The sequence below is a fragment of the Candidatus Merdisoma sp. JLR.KK011 genome (genome assembly GCF_036941125.1).
Lineage (GTDB): Bacteria > Bacillota > Clostridia > Lachnospirales > Lachnospiraceae > Laedolimicola.
Window position 1 is genome coordinate 206,977 of sequence record NZ_JAYWSZ010000006.1, and the last position, 18,206, is coordinate 225,182.

Sequence of the window (18,206 nt, forward strand, 5' to 3'; positions counted from 1 at the left end):
TATGAAAAGCGAAGCAATCAAAAAATTGTGTGAAGAAAAGCAGATCCGTATGATCGATTTCAAAATGACAGACATCGACGGACGCTGGCGCCACATCACCATTCCGGTAGAACGGTTCGGGGAAAGCACCTTTACCCAGGGAATCGGCTTTGACGGCTCCAACTACGGCTACGCCCCCATCGAGAAAAGCGATATGGTGTTCCTGCCCGATCCGGACACAGCCTACATAGACCCATTTGCAGAGGTTCCGACACTGACCATGTGCGGCAACGTATGCACCATCGGAAAGGGTGAAAACAAACCCTTCGACCAGTACCCCAAAAACGTAAGCCTCCGGGCTATAGAATATATGAAGGAAACCGGCATTGCCGACCGCATGGTCATCGGGCCGGAATTCGAATTCTACCTCTTTGACAGCGCCCGGTTCGAGGTCTCACCCCGCCAGTGCGGCTACCGCATCGACGCCAGACAGGCCGACTGGAACTGCAGCCTTGACACCAGAGGCAACAACGGTTACGAGGTTCCCTACAAGGGCGGCTACCATGTGGCGGCTCCCCAGGATGTAGGCTACGATCTCCGCAGCCGCATGTGCATGATGATCGAGGACTGGGGCATCCAGGTAAAATACCACCACCACGAGGTAGGCGGCCCCGGCCAGATGGAGATCGAAGTAGAGCTTGACGACATGCCCAGCATGGCCGACAACACCATGATTATCAAATACATCATCAAAAACCTGGCAGCCGAGGAAGGAAAAACAGCCACCTTCCTGCCCAAGCCCATCTATCAGGAGGCAGGCAGCGGCATGCACGTACATATGCTGCTTCTGAAAGACGGCCAGCCCCTCTTCTACGATGAAAACGGCTACTCCGGCCTAAGCCGCACAGCCCACTACTTTATAGGAGGACTTCTGAAGCACATCGCATCTCTGTGTGCCTTCACCAACCCCTCCACCAACTCCTTCAAGCGTCTCGTACCCGGCTACGAGGCTCCCGTGACCATCGGCTACGCCACCTCAAACCGCAGCGCCGTCATCCGGATCCCGGCCTACGCCAAAACACCGGAGACCAAGCGCTTCGAGCTTCGGAACCCCGATGCCACAGCCAACCCCTACTACGCCTACGCCGCCATCCTCATGGCCGGCCTGGACGGAATCGGGAACAAAATCGATCCCTCCGAACAAGGCTGGGGCCCCTACGACTTCAACCTCTACACCCTGTCCGAAGAAGAACAGAAAAAAATCAAAGGCCTCCCCAAGTCCTTAGGCGAAGCCCTTGACGCCCTGGAAGCTGATCATGATTACCTGACCAAAGGCGGCGTATTCCCAGAACGCCTCATCAACGTATGGCTGACCAGAAAACGCTCAGAACTAAAAAAACTCGACCAGATCCCCAGCCCCGCCGAGTTCAAAATGTACTTTGACCTCTAAACCACCGATAATTAACACACATCCGCAACACCCCTTAACCTGCAGCGTCTCACAACAAAACCGCTGCAGGTTAAACATTTACCACATAATCCCAAAACAAAAGAGCTGGAAATAGTACTCCCACTCTTGTCCGCCTTAAAAAAACAAAAATAATTTCTCTGCATCCAAACGCCGCCCAGATAAGTCTAATAAGTGAATGTACATTCAAGCAACCCTAAGGAGGTAAGGAATGAAAAGAGACAAAACGGAAGAGCTGCTTTTGAAAGCCAGAGCCTGTGACGGGGATGCGTTTGTGGAACTGATGGAGCTGCACAAGCAGTCCATGTACAAAGTAGCAAAGGCATATCTGAAACGGGAAGAAGATGTGGCGGACGCCATATCGGAGACCATACTGGACTGCTTCGAGCATCTGGAAAGCTTACGGGAAACACGCTATTTCGGAACCTGGCTGGTACGGATTCTCATCAATAACTGCAACAATATAAGAAAATCCAACCAGCGCACCGAATGCACAGATCAGATAGAGGTTCTGTCGGGAGGAGGCAGAACCGACGAGAGGACGAGAGCCTTTCTGGATTATCTGGAACCCTTGGAAGAGCAGGACAGGCTCCTGATGATCCTGTATTACGTATGGGGCTTTCGAACCAGAGAAATATCGGAAATTCTCCGTATGAAGGAGGCAACCGTAAAATCCCGAATGCAGCGGGGCAGACAGAAAATCAAGCAGGCATTTTTTCCCATGGTGGTGTAGAGGAGGCAAGATTATGAGCGAGGATAGAAAAAGATTAGAAGAGCAGGTATTAAAGCAGAGTATACCCATTTCCAGGATAACCGAGGATAAGATCCAGGCAGCCTATGACATTGTACGGGCCAAGAGCCGTCAGAAGGCCAAGGTAACACCTATGCGCAGCAGACGTTCCCTCCGCCATGTTTGGGCGGCCGGCCTGGCAGCAGCTCTTATAGCCGTTTCCGGCCTGGGTGTTATGGCGTCTATGGGATATTTTACAAAGAATGTACAGGAGGCAGACGGCAAAGTGTCCTACTCCTTTGAGGTAAATTACGAATTAAAGCCGGTAGAAGTCAAAGCAGAGCCAACCTACCTGCCGGAAGGCATGACCAGGCAGGAGGAAGGAAAATACTTCCTTGACGGTAATTATGGTCATGGTATTTCCATTATGCCGATGAACATGGTAAATATTGACGCGCAAAAGGAAATGCTGGACTTCAGCCGCGTGGAGCAGGTGGAAAAAACCACCATCCAGAATATGGAGGCCCATATCATTACCTATCAGGAGAGGGACAAATATTTAACAGGCGAGGATTTGTTCTTATTCAATCCGGAGGACGGCTATGTAATCCGCATTTTCGGTGACAATGCAGTTCCTGTGGAGGAAGTAAAGAAGGTGGCCGAGGGCTTGAAGATCACTGTTACGGAAAATGAGGATCTGACCTATGCTCTGACTCCGGAAGAGCGGCAGAAGCAGGCGGCGGCAGAAGCCGACGACGCAGAGTGGGAGAATCTGGTGGAAAAGGGCGTTGCCACCGATCAGATTACCAAGCTGGGCGAAACTTTGAAATGCGAAGGATACGGCGCAAGCTACACGGTAAACGAAGTAAAGATTTACGACAGTCTTTTTGATGTTCCCGGCTACACGGAGCAGGGCGTCTACGATATGGAGAGATTGAGCCCCTGGCTGAACGCCGACGGAACCCACAAGCCCTATCAGCGCATGCACCTTGATCAGGAGGGTGAAATTCTGGAAGAGACAGAGGCAGCGCCGAAATTCCTGGCAGTGCAGGTTACGGCAGAGCAGTATATCGGCTACAATGAATTTGATAATGAAACTACGCAGGATTCTACCGCTCTGGATGCATCCCTGGTTTACGTGGAAAAGCGCGCCGACGGAACCTGGAACTTTAAGAAGGACAGCTACGAGGCAGTTCCAAGTGAGCGGTATGAGCTTCAGATGGATCATTCCGCCTTCTACTTAAGCCAGCCCGAGAACGTAAGCGGCGAGGGACGGATGCATTCCTTCTTCTACCGTTCTATGAAAAAGGGCGAGAGCCTGGATTATACGCTGATCTTCGCGGTAGACGCAGACCAGATGCCGGGCGGCAGCCTTGAGAATATCGTTCTTTGCTTTAACGGCACAGGCAATGATCCGACAAATCCCATGTGGAGCGCACTGACAGAGATGAAGTGAGATTTAAACAATATAACAGGGAGATGCAGCTTGAATCCGCTGCATCTCCCTGTTATGTTGGACTGTCAGCTTTCTGACAGTCCGTCTTATGTAAAAGGCATCTGCCTGTTGTTGTTTGCCGAAGCTGGTCAGCACCCATAAGCACCGGCAGCCTCTTTCTTTGTTAGTTCTATCTTATAAAAAGATTATGTCAAATATGTGTCTGAATTCTGAAAAAAAGGTGAGGAGATTCTAAATTATTTCTAAATTATGCCATGGATCTCTTGTAACCTCCATGTTAATCAAAGAAAATCCATTGACGCCTTTTTTTCAAGAACGTATAATAGGAGGCAGCAAAGCAGACAGGTAAGGAGAGGTTATGGGCCAGAAGAAGATTTATGCCGTAAAGAAAGGGAAGACAACAGGACTGTTTGATTCCTGGAGCATGTGCAGCGATGCGGTGAAAGGATATCCCGGCGCAGAATTTAAGGGCTTTGAGACAGAAGAGGAGGCCAGGGCATATCTGGGAATGGAGCCTGGGGAAGGGAACAAAGAAATAGAGAAGCATGCAGAAAAGATACCAACAGGACAGGTGATCGCATACGTGGACGGAAGCTTTGACCAGGCAATTGGAAGGTACTCCTTTGGCTGCGTCCTTCTGATTCCGGGCGGCGGAATCATCCGGGAGTCGGGCAGCGGAAGCGAACCGGATTCCCTGGCCATCCGCAATGTTGCGGGTGAGATGTTAGGCGCTATGTACGCAGCCCAGTGGGCTCTGGCAAAGGGGTATAAGGCCATAGAGATCCGCTACGACTACCAGGGAATTGAGAAATGGGCCACAGGCGCATGGAAGACAAACAATGAGCTGACAAAGAAATATGCCGCATTCATGCAGCGCAAGCAGACCCAGATCCGTATTTCCTTTCAAAAGGTAAAGGCTCATTCCGGGGATTATTACAACGAGCAGGTGGACAAGCTGGCGAAAGCTGCCTTGACAGAAGCTGATGGAATTCCCAAGATTTGCAAAGGGGAGCCCGGGACAGAATAAAAGATATGGGCGGAAGATAAAAAAGCTCTCACAGCAGACTGTGGGAGCTTCGGCTTAAAACAGGAAAGCTGGAAAAGAGACTTGAACTCTCGACCCCTTCATTACGAGTGAAGTGCTCTACCGACTGAGCTATTCCAGCTTGTGCTTTTCAGCATTTGATATTATAATCCAAAAAGAGCATTTTGTAAAGGGGTAAATTAAAATGAATAAGAAACAATTGTGTAAATGGAGTAAAAAGAGCGGAAATTGGCTGATTTTTGCCCTGTGTCTCTTCCTTTCCGGCTGTGGAACGGAAGATGCGTCAGAGGGCGCCGTACTTGCGGAGGCGCCTTTGGTCAATGTGGAGGCGGCGGGCCGGGAGATTCAGATGGAGCTTGAGCAGAAAGCAGAAGAAGAGAGAAAAGCTGCCCAGGAAGCAAAACAGGCGGAAGAGGAGGAGAGGCTTCGCGCAGAGCAGGAGAAAGCCGAGGAGGAGGCCCGGCAGGCAGAAGAACAGAAGGCTGCAGCAGGCAGGTATCTGGTAGCCATCGATCCGGGCCATCAGGCAAAGGGCAATTCCGAAAAGGAGCCCATAGGGCCGGGAGCTTCCGAGATGAAGGCCAAGGTAGCCGGCGGAACCTCCGGTGCAGCCAGCGGCTTAAGGGAGTATGAGCTGACCCTGCAGGTAGCCTTAAAGCTGAAAGAGGAGCTGACGGCCCGGGGATATGAGGTGTTGATGATCCGGGAAACCAGCGATGTAAATATCAGCAATGCAGAGCGTGCCCAGAAGGCAAATGAGGCCCAGGCAGACGCATTTATCCGAATCCATGCCGACGGCTCCGAGAACAGTTCGGCCAGCGGCATTATGACCATCTGCCCTACGGCGGATAATCCTTACACACCGGGAATCTATGAGAGCAGCCGGGCCCTGTCAAAGGCAGTTCTGAATCATATGGTAAGCGTCACGGGGGCAAAGGCAAGAAAGGTCTGGGAGACAGACACCATGAGCGGAATCAACTGGTGCCAGGTGCCGGTGACCATTGTGGAGATGGGATTTATGACCAACCCGGAGGAGGATCTTAAGATGGCCTCGGAGGAATACCAGCAGAAGCTCGCCCGGGGCATGGCGGACGGCCTGGACGAGTTCTTCGGCATTGCGGCTGCTGGAAGCTCCCCGGAAGGAGAGATCAGCGAATAGCGATTTGACACATTTTCATGGCATTCAAAGCATTCTCGTGGCTTTCCGGCATAACGCCGGCGCAGCAGGAAGCGGTGACGCTCACGGGAAGCTCCGGGAAAAAGGCTTTTAACACCATGGCATTGGAAATGACGCAGATATCCGTACAGAGCCCGATAAGCTCTACGCTTTCCAATCCTCTTGGATAGTGGGTTTCCAGGTAGGCCGGCAGATCCTTTGCCCCGAAGGTGAGCTTGTCCAGAACCGGGGAATGCCCGGCGTCACGCAGAGCCTTAAGCTCTGGGCAGAGCTCCCAGCCGGGCGTGCCCTTGATACAGTGGGGAACCGGAAGATTCTTCCCCTCCTGAGTCTCCATATAATCTTCGGAATGGGTATCTCTGGTGTAGAGCACATCCCCCTCAAACTCCTGGATGCGCTTTACAACATTCGGAACAATAGCCTCAGCCTCCTTCGTGCCGAGGGCGCCGTCGATAAAATCATTTTGCATATCAATAACGAGAAGAAGCTTTTTCATGCACATACCTCCATAATTGTAATAAAGCTATTATAATTCCGGAAGGAGATACTGTAAAGGAAAGCATTAGACAAATTTTTTAAATTTCCTTATTGACAATTCACTTTAGAAATGCTAATATAATCTAGCGCATTAAGCGTAGATGCTGATGTAGCACAGGCGGTAGTGCGTCGCATTGGTAGGGAGATTCTTACCGGCAGCAACAATTTCATACTAAGCTGCTATAGCACAGTCGGTAGTGCGCAACATTGGTAGTGTTGAGGTCACCAGTTCGATTCTGGTTAGCAGCTCTGAAATGATTAAAAATAAAGGCTTTTCAAGGAAATTACTCTTTGAAATGTCTTTATTTTTATTCTACTGTCTGAACCAATGATTCTTTTCTATCTTCTATCTGTTTTGAGGTAGGAATTTCGTGGTTTTGGGAAGAAATCATACTATTACCATACTATTTACTAAGGGAGTGTGAACCGGACCATTAAATTTTAACGGGATTCATGGAGAGATACTTGGGTTACTGTTCACTCACCGCTATTCCGCGAGGTGTTTCCGCACATTTTGTGCGGAAATCCCGAGTTTTTCAGTGCGAAATCGCATCTTTTTGTGATTTCTGTGCATTGCGAAGCGCGTTACTGGTCACGGAGTGAACAGTAGCATACTTGGTAGTCCAACATTTTTTTAATCACAAATTTATTGTTTTCCAAGTATTGGTTTGTTATAATTTAGTTGATATAGTATAAAATTATGAAGTAACAGAAAGTATATTTTGTGTCGTGTGAGTATTTCCATATCACTCTTAACGTATATGAGATATGGACATAGTTGAAAGGATGTGTTTTTATGGCGTATGATACGTTAGTCAGAGAAGCGAAAGACCTTCCAGAAGATATGATAGAGCAGGTAATTGATTTTATGAGGTTTTTGAAATACGCTTCGGAAAAAGAGCAGGCAAAGCATTCTAGTAATAATATTACATTTCGCAGAGCGGTAAATCCGTTAGCGGATGAATTTATTTCTATGGCAGAGGATTTTGACGAAACACCGGAATGTTTTAAGGAGTATATATAATGTATCTATTGGACACCAATGCCCTCTTATACTTTTTGTATGATAGCGGAAAACTTTCAAAAAGAGCATCAGACATCATTTACCGTAATGATGAAAAAATCAATGTAAGTATTGTTTCTATGTGGGAAATTGCGATTAAGTCAAGCATTGGGAAATTGGAAATTAAAAGTTCAATTTCTAAAATTGCGGAAACTTGTGAAAACGAGCAATTTGATATTCTTCCTATAAAACCGTTTCATCTGGACAAAATCGAACGACTCCCTGCGATTCATGGAGACCCATTTGACCGACTGATTATTTCACAGGCCATTTCAGAAAATCTTGTAATTATTACGAAAGACGGAACAATACCAATGTATAATGTTAAGGTTTTATGGTAAGCTGAATTTAAGGATATCTGCATAGCTGTTCCACAGGACGTCCGAGGATTGATTTTAAGGATTGGGATTTTTAAAATATATTGACAATTTTCAGAATTCAGAATATTTGATATAATTAGATAAATTTAAAGAGTTGATAGATGATTTATCAGTTTGACTGTGTGACAGTTGCAAGTGCTTAGAGAAGCAAAAGTTTACCTAATGGGGTAAGTGCGCTTTTCTTTTTTTGTTGTCTGAAAACTCAAGTTTGACACCAAAATCAATGGGAGGCCGGTAAAATGAAGGCTTTTCGAGGTACAATGCTTCGAAAGGCCTTTTATTTCATTTAGGATATTAATATAAGATAATAAGAAGCGAGAAGCAAAATTTTATATAGAGCAGCTTTAGGAGAAGCAGATTGCCGTTCATGGCAGTCTGCTTCTCCTTTTTTGCTGCCGCTGGTTGGAGAAAGGCGACGGCGGCTGGCATCAAATGGTACAAGTATCTAAAAAATAGCTGATATCATATACTGATATAAAACGGTATAGGAAAGAAGATTATGTCAAATGAATTGCTTGTGGCCGTGGTTGGACTAATTGGAAGCCTTTGTGGTTCTGTAATCGGCGTATTCGGAAGCGCAAAAGTCCTTACATACCGTGTTGCAGAGCTTGAAGAAAAAATAAAAAAGCAGTATGAAAGCTGCTCCGTGATAGATGGCCGTGTAGATAGGCTTGAAGAAAAGCAGGCGGTAATGGAGGAAAAAATAAAGATGGCAGACCGCAGGATTGAAAACCTAGAAAAGAGAGGACGAAAAGTATGAAAAAAATTGACTGGGCAAGAAAACTGACGAGCAGGAAGTTCTGGGCGGCGGTTGCAGGATTCGTAACCCCGCTTATGACAATGCTGCACGTATCTGACAGCACGGCAGTGCAGGTTACGGCTCTCATTATGGCTGGAGGTACATTGATTGCCTATATTATCGGCGAGGGATTAACAGATGCTGCAAATATTGAAATGAAGGAGAATGTAAATGAGCAAAAAAGTAATTGACGTATCCAGTTACCAAGGAGAGATTGACTGGGGCAAGGTAAAGGCTTCCGGCATCCAGGGCGCAATCCTTAAGGTGATCCGCAAGGATCTGAACCCAGACAAACAGTTTGAGAATAACTGGAAAGGATGCGAAAAGGCCGGCGTTCCGATTGTTGGAGTATACAATTATTCCTATGCTGCCACAGCGTCCAAAGCCAGAACGGATGCGGAAAAGGTGTTGTCTATCCTGGCCGGACGCAAAACTAAGGTTTGGCTTGATGTGGAGGATGCCAGCCAGAAGGGGCTGGGAATCACCCTAATCCATATCATCCAGGCATACCAGGAGGTAATAGAGGGGGAAGGCCTGGAATTCGGAGTTTATACCGGCCTGTCATTTTATAACAGCTATATTAAGCCCTGGGCCGGTTATCTGACCTGCCGGTTTTGGATTGCCCGGTATCCTTCCAGTGCAGCGATGCCGGTGGATGAGCTTCCGTCTATCGTTGAGCAGCCGGTAATCAAGCATATCCTGGAAGGATGGCAGTATAGCAGCAAGGGACGAATTACGGGGATTTCCGGAAATGCGGACATGAATCTCTGGTACGGGGAAATTATGAGTACGCCTGAAGTACCGCAGAAAAACCCTTATTCGGCCCCGGATAAAATCCTTGAGCTTAAACTTATCCGGATGCGCGGTGATGATGTGGGCTGGGTACAGTATCATTTGGTCCGCCTTGGCTTCCTGCCGGCCGAAAACAGCAAGGGAAAGAGTAATATTGATAAAATCTTCGGCCCGGCCACGAAAGCGGCTGTCATGGCGGCACAGGCGCATTACGGCATCTCTGTGGACGGTATTGTCGGATCTGTGACGGTATATGTTCTGCGCTACAATTAAAATTTGTCATGGAAATGGAAAAGTATTAAAGATACAATGGTTTTAGATAGTAGTAATAAAATTATTTATGTTGAAATGCACTCCCATGTAGTATATACTATAAAAGCACAGGAATTCAGTGCATAAAACCAGAAAACAAAGGATGGAGAAAAATTATGGCATTACTGAAACAGTGGCGTGATATGGCTTATGACCAGGAAGCGAACAAGGGAGACATTCAGAGATTTTGGGCAAAATATTTTGACATAGAAAAAGGCATCTACGAGCAGCTTCTGGGAGATCCGGACACAGAGGTAAAGGGAACTGTAAAGGAGCTTGCAGAAAAGTACGGCCAGGATGTTATGACCATGACCGGCTTTCTGGACGGCATCAACGACAGCCTGGCAGAGCCCAACCCCATTGACGATATGGAGGAGGACACAGTTGTATCTCTGAAGTTTGACAAGGAAATGCTGTACAAGAACATGGTAGCGGCAAAGGCAGACTGGCTCTACGAGCTTCCCCAGTGGGAGGCGGTTTTCTCGGAGGAGAAGCGCAAAGAGCTTTATCTGGAGCAGAAAAAGTCCGGTACCATTGTAAAAGGGCCTAAGATCGGAAGAAACGATCCCTGTCCCTGCGGAAGCGGCAAGAAGTACAAAAAATGCTGCGGAAGATAGAACGGATGGGAATGATATTCCTGGCGCTTGGGGCTTTATGCGTCCTCTATTATATAGGGATTGTGCTTTACGCCGGTCTGAGGGCTTCCTTTTCATGGTTCTGGCTGTTTCTGGGAGGGGCCTTTTTTCTGGCGGGGGCAGTCTGCCGCATTCCGGTGCTTCATACGGCTTTTGAGCGGCTCCCCTCTCTGGTAAAAGTCATGGGCGGCATTTTTTTGGCAGCCGGCCTGGCAGGATTTTTGTTTGTGGAGGGATGCATTATAAGCGCAATGACAGGAAGCGGGGAGGAGCCGGTGGATTATCTGATTGTCCTGGGTGCCCAGGTAAAGGGAACCAGGGTAAGCAAAGCCCTCAGCCAGCGCCTTTCCAGGGCGGCAGAGTATCTGATGGAGCATGAAGATACCATCGTCATTGTGTCCGGCGGACAGGGGCAGGGAGAGGACATTTCCGAGGCTTCTGCCATGAAAACATGGCTTATCAGCCGGGGAATCGAAGAAGAGCGGATCCTGGAAGAGGACAAGTCCGTCAATACCAGCCAGAATATCCGTTTCAGCAAAGAGCTGATGGAGAATCCGGAGGCTTCGGCGGGCATTGTGTCCAATGATTTCCATGTGTTCCGGGCTGCGCACATTGCCAAAGCCCAGGGACTTGATGCCATTCCCATTCCGGCGCCTTCGTCTCTTGGCATGTATCCTCATTATATGGTGAGGGAGGCCTTTGCAGTTGTGAAGGATTTGGCAGTGGGGAATATGGTATTTTAGAGGATTTTATCGGGCGTTTTTTTGAGGCTTTGATTCCGGCCTTGTGCAAAAGAATCTTGGTGTTCTGGTTCTTTTCGCAAGGCTGTTTTTATCCGGACTTTAATGGAAAAGAAACGATAGGGATATTATGGAACTGGAATTAAGAAGGTAAAGTCGCAAAGGCGCACGAGAGGAACTTTTATGAGTGTTCTTTCGAATAAAAGTTTCTCTCATTACCGGTGTGTCGAAGCGACTTTACCCTTTAGTGCTATCGCGCAGCGATTTTTACTAGGAGGACATATAATGTTATTTATTGAGTACCCAAAATGCAGTACATGCCAGAAGGCAAAAAAATGGCTGGAAGCCAACCACATTGAATTTGAGGATCGCCATATTGTAGAGCAGAATCCCACAGAGGAAGAGCTGAGAACCTGGATCAAGGAGAGCGGCCTGCCCCTCAAGCGTTTTTTCAACACCAGCGGCATGAAATACCGTGAGCTGGGACTGAAGGACAAGCTGGAAACCATGAGCGGGGAGGAGCAGATCCGTTTGCTGGCCACAGACGGCATGCTGGTAAAACGCCCCCTTGTCATCGGCGAAAAGATTCTCACGGGCTTCCGGGAAAAGGAGTGGACAGAGGCTCTCCTTGTGCAGAATAGATAAACCTTTAAAAGAAAGAATGCCATTATTGACAAAAATTACAATTAATGGCACAATAGAGTGAGAAACGGTTATCATAAAATTCTGCAGGAGGTATGGTTATGGATCAATATGGGATGATTCGGGAAATTCTGGAGAAAAGCGCTTACACAGTTGCCATGTGCGGCACAGACATGATGAAGGAGTCGGGAATGCAGAGTATGCGCGCTCCCGAGATTTCCTATAAGGTGGAGAGGGAGTACGGCTACTCCCCGGAAGAGATCTTTTCCTCCGTATTCTACACCAACCGCACAGAGACATTTTTTAAGTATTATAAGAAAGAGATGCTGGAGCCCGCCCTGGAGCCAAGCGAAGGCTTTTCCGCTCTTGCAGAGCTGGAGCGAAGGGGACAGCTTCAGTATTCCATCACCAACAATGTTTACGATCTTCCGGAGAGAGCCGGCTGTAAGAACGTTCTGAATCTTCACGGAACGATTTTTGACAATGAGTGCCCCCGCTGTGGGAAAAAGTACCTTATGGAGTACATACGGGACGCAAAGAAGATTCCCCTGTGCGAAAAGTGCCAGATCCCTGTGCGGCCGAAGGTGATGCTGTTCGGAGAGCAGGTAGACAATCAGCTGATGACCAAGGCAGTCAATGAGATTTCCAAGGCGGACGTGCTCCTTCTTCTGGGCACAACCTTCAGCTCCGGTCTCTGCGAGCAGTATGTGAAGTATTTTGAGGGAAGCAGTCTGATTCTGATAAACAGCCAGGAGCATTTCATGGATGAAAAGGCAGATGTCATCCTCCGTGAGGAGGTAAAAACCGCCCTGCCCAAGATTGTCTGGCCGGAAGGAAAAAAAGCATAAAGAAAAACGGAGGGGCTGTTTTGACAGCCTCTTTTCAGCTTACAAAAAGCATTTCATTACGACAGAAAAGGAGAAGCAGTCATATGAAATTACTGGAAGAAAGGATTTTGCAGGAGGGAATTGTCCTTGGGCAGGATATCCTTAAGGTAGACGGATTTATCAATCACCAGGTAGACATAGAGCTGATGGAGGCCCTGGGACAGGATATGGCGGAGCATTTTAAGGGGCAGGGAATCACGAAGGTATTTACCATCGAATCCTCCGGAATTGCCCCGGCCCTGTTCACTGCCAGATATCTGGGCGTACCTATGGTAATATTGAAGAAACAGATTTCAAAAAATCTGCAGACAGAAGTATGGCAGACAGAAGTGGCTTCCTATACAAAGGACGTTTCCTATGAGCTGACTCTTGCGAAGAATTACATTTCAGATACAGACCATATCCTGATCATAGATGATTTCCTGGCAAACGGCGAGGCGGCTACAGGGGCAGTCAGGCTTATCCGCAAGGCCCATGCCACCATAGCTGGCGTAGGCATCCTCATTGAAAAAGCTTTCCAGCCTGGACGGACGAAGCTGGAGAGCCAGGGAATCACCGTGTACGCTCAGGCAAGCATCCGGGCATTTGAGGACGGACGGGCAGTATTTTAAAGAATCGTTATAGAAAGAAGGAAGATCAATCAAATGAAAATTGCGTCATGGGGACTGGAAAAGCGGGATTTGCCCCGGCTGTTCACAGCCGTTGCAGGAATGCTGGTCTTTTCCGTCGGAATCAATCTCTTTGTAGTTCCGGCAGAGCTTTACAACGGAGGTGTACTGGGAATCAGCCAGATCCTGCGTACCCTCCTTATCCGCTATGCCCATCTCAACTTCGGAAGCGTGGACATTGCCGGACTTATTAACCTTTTGTTCAATATCCCTCTGTTTTTTCTGGCCTACCGTTCTATCGGCAGAGGCTTCTTTGTGCGTACCCTGATCTGCGTTATCAGCCAGACCATGTTTCTCACCGTTATTCCCATACCGGCCGTCCCTCTGGTAGAAGACACCCTGACGGCCAGCCTTATCGGGGGAATCGTAGCAGGGGCCGGAATCGGCATTTCCCTCAAGAACGGCGGATCCAGCGGCGGCTTGGACATTCTGGGCGTCTACTACACCAAGCGCCGCCAGGATTTCAGCGTAGGCCGCCTGTCTCTGAGCGTAAACTTGTTTATTTATCTGGCCTGCGCCCTGCTGTTTGATATCACCGTAGTCATCTACTGCATCATCTACACTGCGGTCAGCACCCTGATCATGGATCGCACCCACAGCCAGAATATCAGCACCGAGGTCTTTGTATTCACCAAGGAAGAACCCGATCAGATTATGGACTACATTCTAAAAGAGCTGGTCCGGGGGGCCACCTATTGGGAGGCAAAAGGCGGCTACACCGAAGAAACCACCAACATTATATTTACCGTAATCTCCAAGCATGAACTCTCGGCCCTCAAGCGCCGGCTCCGCATCCTGGATCCCCAGGCTTTTGTCGTGAGCAAGGAGCACGTAGGCATCGAAGGAAAATTCGTAAAGCACCTGTAATATTTCCGAACAGCCTTTTCATAAAAAAGCATAAAAAATTAGGGGTTATGCGCAAATATTTCAAGTAGACTTATTTTATTTCATAAGGTATAATGAAATCTCAATCCGCCATATACGGTAAATATCATCGCATGTGAACCTGAATTCGAATCCGGTACAGACCTGCTGTGATTGCCCTGCAGAATTATCTGCAGAGACATCTGGAAGATTGAAAAGGATTAGAATTGCTTCAAAGAGTAGTATTTTTGAAGCGTCTGCCTGCCAAAAAAGAAAAAATAACGACAGGAGAAAAGAGATGAACAAGTGGAAACAACGCAGCAGAAGGATACTGGTATTTCTTCTTATTCTGGGATTTGCCGGTACAATGATGGATCATTCCCAGCTCAACGCAGCTGCAGCCGATGCAGTAACAGAGAAAGAAGCTTCCAAGGCTGACAGCGCCGCAGCGGCAGAAGAGCCTGCAGGCAGCGGGGATCAGACTGCAGAAGAAGCAGAGAAACCGGAAGAAGCCGGGGAGACGAAAGAGAACGTGGAACCGGAAGAGCCAAAGGAAACAGAGGAACCGGAACAAACCGAGGAATCCAAAGAAAAGGAAGAACCGAAAGACACTGAGGAATCCGAAGAAAAGGAAGAACCAAAAGAAGACGGCGGCTCTGCAGGCAATGAAGAACCTGAGCCCGGCAGCGATGAGATTCAGTCGGAAGAACCGGAAAAGAACGGAACCTTGGCAGCAGAGGATTCTGCCAAGACGGAAGAAGAAACTTCTAAGCTTCAGGAAGATGCAGATGTGACGGCAGTGAGAGAGCTTTTAGAAGGGCTTCCGCTGCTGGAAGAACTGAAGACCTTAGACCAGGAGCAGAAGGCAGAGGTCTTGGAGAAGCTTGAGGCGGTTATAGAAGCCTATGAGAAACTGAATGAAGAACAGAAAGCGCTGCTTCCGGGAGCAGATGCGCAGCTGAAGGAACTGCTGGATTATCTTACAGAGCCGGCTGTGCCGTTGGCAACAGATCAAGATATTGAAAATGCTCGGAATGCAATGACACAAGCCATGAAGAACTGGGATTCGGAAGTGGAATTGTCAAGCTACAACCTTACCGCAAGTGACTGGGGGCGTATCTGGCCGGATGTGGTACGGAACAACCCAGATCTGTTCTATGTATTTGATTGTAAATATTTTACAGAGAACGGAATTATTACAAAGTGTCAGCTTTTTTATAATTCAGTGTATAATCAAAACAGCGTTACGGAGTATAGGAATGCGATAAACAGGGTATTTGCTGAGGTTATTGATAAGAATGGTACTATGACCGATGTGCAGAAAGCAACAGCCCTCCATGATTATCTAGTGCAGCATATGGTATATGACCAGAATGCAAATAACAATCTGGGAATTGAAAAGAGAAATGCCTACGAAGCCCTGGTAAATGGAATCGGAGTCTGCGAGGGATATACACTGGCTTATGCCGCATTGTTGGAAAAAGCCGGCATAGAAGTTGGTTATTGCAGAAGCGAGTCGATGAACCACATATGGAATTATGTGAAACTGGACGGAAACTGGTATCATGCAGATCTTACCTTTGATGATGCAACCGCTGCCAGCCAGGTAGGAGAGACCGGTTATGTAAAGCATGAATATTTTCTGCTCAGCGATACTGCTATGAAAAATGCATCCCATAACTGGGAGCCAAACGGCATTACATGCACGGATACCAGCTATGATAATTCATGGCATAAGACAGCTCCGCTCAAAGAATCTGCTATTTATACCGTGGGTGGAAATTCATACTATCTCAAAAGCGAGATTGTGGATGGCGCGCCGAACACGATTATAAGAGGCGCAGCCTTAATGAAGAGAGACAGCAGCGGAAACGTGACTACAGTGAAAAGCTTTGATATAAAAAATCTGGGAAATGCAGCTGGAAATTGGCCCATGTATAATATATGCTTTTCCAGGCTTTCTTGTTCTCAAGGTGTATTATACTTTAATGTAGGAAATTCCATATATGCCTATAAGCCGTCGGCATACACTGAGCCCGTAGAGATTTATCAGTATACAGATGCGAATAATAGGATTGTAACAGGACTTCTGTCAGATGGGAACGAGATGACGCTGGAGATTTACAATCCGCAGAGTAAACAAATAGAGGAAAAGATAGAAGTTTCTGTTTTTACCTTAAGAGCCAGTGAAACTATAGTGAAGGTCGGCTACACAACAGCCCCAGTCTTGACAGCAAATCCGCAGGCGACAGGGTTTACCTGGTCGAAGCAGCTAAACGGCTCATGGGAGACCATAAACGGAGCGAACGGCTCTAGCTATACCATAGAGACAGGCCTTCCAAAAGGAAGCTACCGCTATCGTGTAAGTGCCACTCTGAATGGGAAAGCTGTGTCAGATGAGATTGTCATAATCGTGACGGATCAGGAAGAACAGAAAAACTTCTCCTTTTCCGAAAAATCAAAGACAGTGACCTATGGCGACAATCCCTTTATGCTGACAGCCCAGGGCGCAGAGACCGGATCGGCTGTCCGCTACAGCAGCTCCAATCCGTCAGTGGCATCAATTGAACCAGCCTCCGGCAGGGTGACAATCCACAAGGCCGGCAGCGCCGTAATCACAGCCATAGCCTCTGAAACAGAGAAGTATCTGGAAGCAAGGAGCACCTGCAGGCTGACCGTCTCCCCCAAGGCATTGACATGGGACGTAAGCGCTCTGAAAGCAGGCGACCGTCTGGATCTGATTAAAGGCAGCACAGCAACCCTCTTCGGCGAGCTGAAGCTTGCAGGCATTTTAGAAAAAGACAAAGGAACCGTCCGCTTTGAATGTAAAGCAGACAAACTGGCCGCCGTCTACGAGACCGTGGCAGCAGGAAGCCAGAAAGTGAAGCTATCCTGGAAAGACACACAGAATCCAGCCGTGCTTCAAGGAGACGGAATCGGAAATTACACAATTCCGGCAAACCTTCCAGAGATACAGGGCAATATCCGCCTGGAAGACGGAACAGCCTACAAGACAGAAGTAGAAACCGGCATTTCCAAAGTACCAGAAACCTTTAAGAACAAAGAGCATCTCAATACACCCAGCAAGATAATAAAAGAGATAAAGCAAAAACTCCAAGAGAAATTCAAAGAAATCCCAGCAGCCAATATCGCAGTCTACGACGTAGAGCTTCTAGTAAACGTCAACGGCTTCGGCTGGGAAAAGGCAACAAAAGAAAACTTCCCATCCCAGGGCCTGACCATAACACTGCCCTATCCGTCAGGCACAGGAAAAAACAGCCATAACTTTGCAGTAACCCACATGTTCACAGAAGACATGAACGGTTTCCGCGCAGGAGACGTAGAACATCCGGCAGTGACCAAGACAGACAACGGCCTTACATTCACCGTACACGGCTTATCACCAATCGCCATCGGCTGGGAAGAAGCAGGCAGCGGTTCATCCGGAGGCACAAACAGCAGCAAATCCGAATCCTCCGCCGTCAAAGTAAAGTCACCCCGCACCGGCAACACATCGCCAATCCTGCTCTACCTGCTATTAACCCTGGCATCAACCGCCACAGCAGCCTGGCTTTACTACAAAACCAAAAAATTCAAACTATAAGCCCAGAAAAAAAATAAAAGCCACCTAAGAGCGCCCCACTTCGCCCTAAACAAAACAGCAGCACCAGATCCACCCCCAACCCCAGGATACACCGCAGAGGAGGGCCCCAGGCTTTTCCAATATCATGTGTCCGGCTGTTCGCGAACGCTCTGTCTGCGCTGAGCGGACATTACCACAAAAACAAAAGCCCCTGTAAAGGGCAAAACGGTAATGTCCGATCAGCGCAGACAGAGTGTACGCGAACCGTCCGAACACAGATATGGAAAAGCCTGGGGCCCTCCTCTGCGGTGTATCCGTCCCCCAAAAAACAAAAAAATAAAAAAGTTGAAGACACCCCCAAACCATTTTCGTTATAATAATGAACAGATAATTACCTGTCAAAAACAAAAGACAAAAAAACAGGAAAAAAGGAGGGGAGGCGGATGCAA

At 47.9% G+C, this 18,206-nt stretch carries 18 protein-coding genes and 2 tRNA genes; 18 read left to right on the top strand and 2 right to left on the bottom strand.

Annotated elements, in window-relative coordinates:
• Position 1: 1 nt before the first annotated feature.
• The 4 genes from glnA (at position 2) to VV089_RS24425 (ending at position 4,660) form a co-directional block, all read left to right on the top strand.
• Positions 2-1,429 carry a type I glutamate--ammonia ligase gene (gene glnA, locus VV089_RS24410; protein ID WP_334337756.1) on the top strand — a complete coding sequence of 476 codons (1,428 nt, stop codon included), beginning with the start codon at positions 2-4 and terminating at the stop codon, positions 1,427-1,429.
• A gap of 229 nt (positions 1,430-1,658) precedes the next feature.
• The gene (locus VV089_RS24415; protein WP_172540788.1) at positions 1,659-2,180 is read left to right on the top strand and encodes an RNA polymerase sigma factor; all 522 of its coding nucleotides are present in this window, start codon (positions 1,659-1,661) and stop codon (positions 2,178-2,180) included.
• A gap of 13 nt (positions 2,181-2,193) precedes the next feature.
• Positions 2,194-3,633, top strand: a complete 1,440-nt coding sequence (locus tag VV089_RS24420; RefSeq protein ID WP_334337757.1) for a DUF4367 domain-containing protein — start codon at positions 2,194-2,196, stop codon at positions 3,631-3,633.
• 358 nt (positions 3,634-3,991) lie between these two features.
• On the top strand, positions 3,992-4,660 hold the full coding sequence (locus VV089_RS24425; RefSeq protein WP_334337758.1) for a ribonuclease H family protein: 669 nt from the start codon (positions 3,992-3,994) through the stop codon (positions 4,658-4,660).
• A gap of 66 nt (positions 4,661-4,726) precedes the next feature.
• On the opposite strand, the gene VV089_RS24430 is transcribed toward VV089_RS24425, so the two are convergent.
• Positions 4,727-4,799 (bottom strand) — tRNA-Thr (locus tag VV089_RS24430).
• A 63-nt stretch (positions 4,800-4,862) separates the two neighbouring features.
• Between VV089_RS24430 and VV089_RS24435 the strand changes: the two genes are divergently transcribed.
• Positions 4,863-5,837, top strand: coding sequence for an N-acetylmuramoyl-L-alanine amidase (locus VV089_RS24435; RefSeq protein ID WP_334337759.1), 975 nt, complete (start codon positions 4,863-4,865; stop codon positions 5,835-5,837).
• On the opposite strand, the gene VV089_RS24440 is transcribed toward VV089_RS24435, so the two are convergent.
• Positions 5,827-6,351 carry a cysteine hydrolase family protein gene (locus tag VV089_RS24440; protein WP_334337760.1) on the bottom strand — a complete coding sequence of 175 codons (525 nt, stop codon included), beginning with the start codon at positions 6,349-6,351 and terminating at the stop codon, positions 5,827-5,829. The genes VV089_RS24435 and VV089_RS24440 overlap by 11 nt on opposite strands.
• A gap of 217 nt (positions 6,352-6,568) precedes the next feature.
• Here VV089_RS24440 and VV089_RS24445 point away from each other — a divergent pair.
• The 13 genes from VV089_RS24445 to VV089_RS24505 all read left to right on the top strand — a co-directional run bounded on the left by VV089_RS24445 (position 6,569) and on the right by VV089_RS24505 (position 17,778).
• Positions 6,569-6,641: transfer RNA gene (locus VV089_RS24445), tRNA-Thr, on the top strand.
• 547 nt (positions 6,642-7,188) lie between these two features.
• A complete protein-coding gene (locus VV089_RS24450; RefSeq protein ID WP_172542405.1) occupies positions 7,189-7,416 on the top strand; it encodes a DUF2281 domain-containing protein in 228 nt (75 codons plus the stop codon).
• Positions 7,416-7,796: a type II toxin-antitoxin system VapC family toxin gene (locus VV089_RS24455; protein ID WP_172542407.1), complete on the top strand. Its 381-nt coding sequence runs from the start codon at positions 7,416-7,418 to the stop codon at positions 7,794-7,796. The genes VV089_RS24450 and VV089_RS24455 overlap by 1 nt, the downstream gene beginning before the upstream one ends.
• A 538-nt stretch (positions 7,797-8,334) precedes the next feature.
• Positions 8,335-8,595, top strand: coding sequence for a hypothetical protein (locus VV089_RS24460; RefSeq protein ID WP_172542409.1), 261 nt, complete (start codon positions 8,335-8,337; stop codon positions 8,593-8,595).
• On the top strand, positions 8,592-8,825 hold the full coding sequence (locus tag VV089_RS24465) for a hypothetical protein (RefSeq protein ID WP_172542411.1): 234 nt from the start codon (positions 8,592-8,594) through the stop codon (positions 8,823-8,825). The genes VV089_RS24460 and VV089_RS24465 overlap by 4 nt, the downstream gene beginning before the upstream one ends.
• The gene (locus VV089_RS24470; protein ID WP_334337761.1) at positions 8,806-9,699 is read left to right on the top strand and encodes a GH25 family lysozyme; all 894 of its coding nucleotides are present in this window, start codon (positions 8,806-8,808) and stop codon (positions 9,697-9,699) included. The genes VV089_RS24465 and VV089_RS24470 overlap by 20 nt, the downstream gene beginning before the upstream one ends.
• 155 nt (positions 9,700-9,854) lie before the next feature.
• Positions 9,855-10,355, top strand: coding sequence for an SEC-C metal-binding domain-containing protein (locus tag VV089_RS24475; protein ID WP_172542414.1), 501 nt, complete (start codon positions 9,855-9,857; stop codon positions 10,353-10,355).
• The gene (locus VV089_RS24480) at positions 10,340-11,116 is read left to right on the top strand and encodes a YdcF family protein (protein WP_334337762.1); all 777 of its coding nucleotides are present in this window, start codon (positions 10,340-10,342) and stop codon (positions 11,114-11,116) included. Before VV089_RS24475 ends, VV089_RS24480 begins: the two co-directional genes overlap by 16 nt.
• 282 nt (positions 11,117-11,398) lie before the next feature.
• Positions 11,399-11,758 carry an arsenate reductase family protein gene (locus VV089_RS24485; RefSeq protein WP_172540561.1) on the top strand — a complete coding sequence of 120 codons (360 nt, stop codon included), beginning with the start codon at positions 11,399-11,401 and terminating at the stop codon, positions 11,756-11,758.
• Positions 11,759-11,856: 98 nt separating this feature from the next.
• Entirely contained in the window at positions 11,857-12,603 is a 747-nt protein-coding gene (locus VV089_RS24490) for an SIR2 family NAD-dependent protein deacylase (protein WP_334337763.1), read from the top strand.
• A gap of 83 nt (positions 12,604-12,686) precedes the next feature.
• Complete coding sequence (locus tag VV089_RS24495; RefSeq protein WP_334337764.1) at positions 12,687-13,253, top strand: xanthine phosphoribosyltransferase; 567 nt, start codon at positions 12,687-12,689, stop codon at positions 13,251-13,253.
• 33 nt (positions 13,254-13,286) lie between these two features.
• The gene (locus tag VV089_RS24500) at positions 13,287-14,177 is read left to right on the top strand and encodes a YitT family protein (protein ID WP_172540564.1); all 891 of its coding nucleotides are present in this window, start codon (positions 13,287-13,289) and stop codon (positions 14,175-14,177) included.
• A 295-nt stretch (positions 14,178-14,472) separates the two neighbouring features.
• The gene (locus VV089_RS24505) at positions 14,473-17,778 is read left to right on the top strand and encodes a transglutaminase domain-containing protein (protein ID WP_334337765.1); all 3,306 of its coding nucleotides are present in this window, start codon (positions 14,473-14,475) and stop codon (positions 17,776-17,778) included.
• The last annotated feature ends 428 nt before the right edge of the window (positions 17,779-18,206 follow it).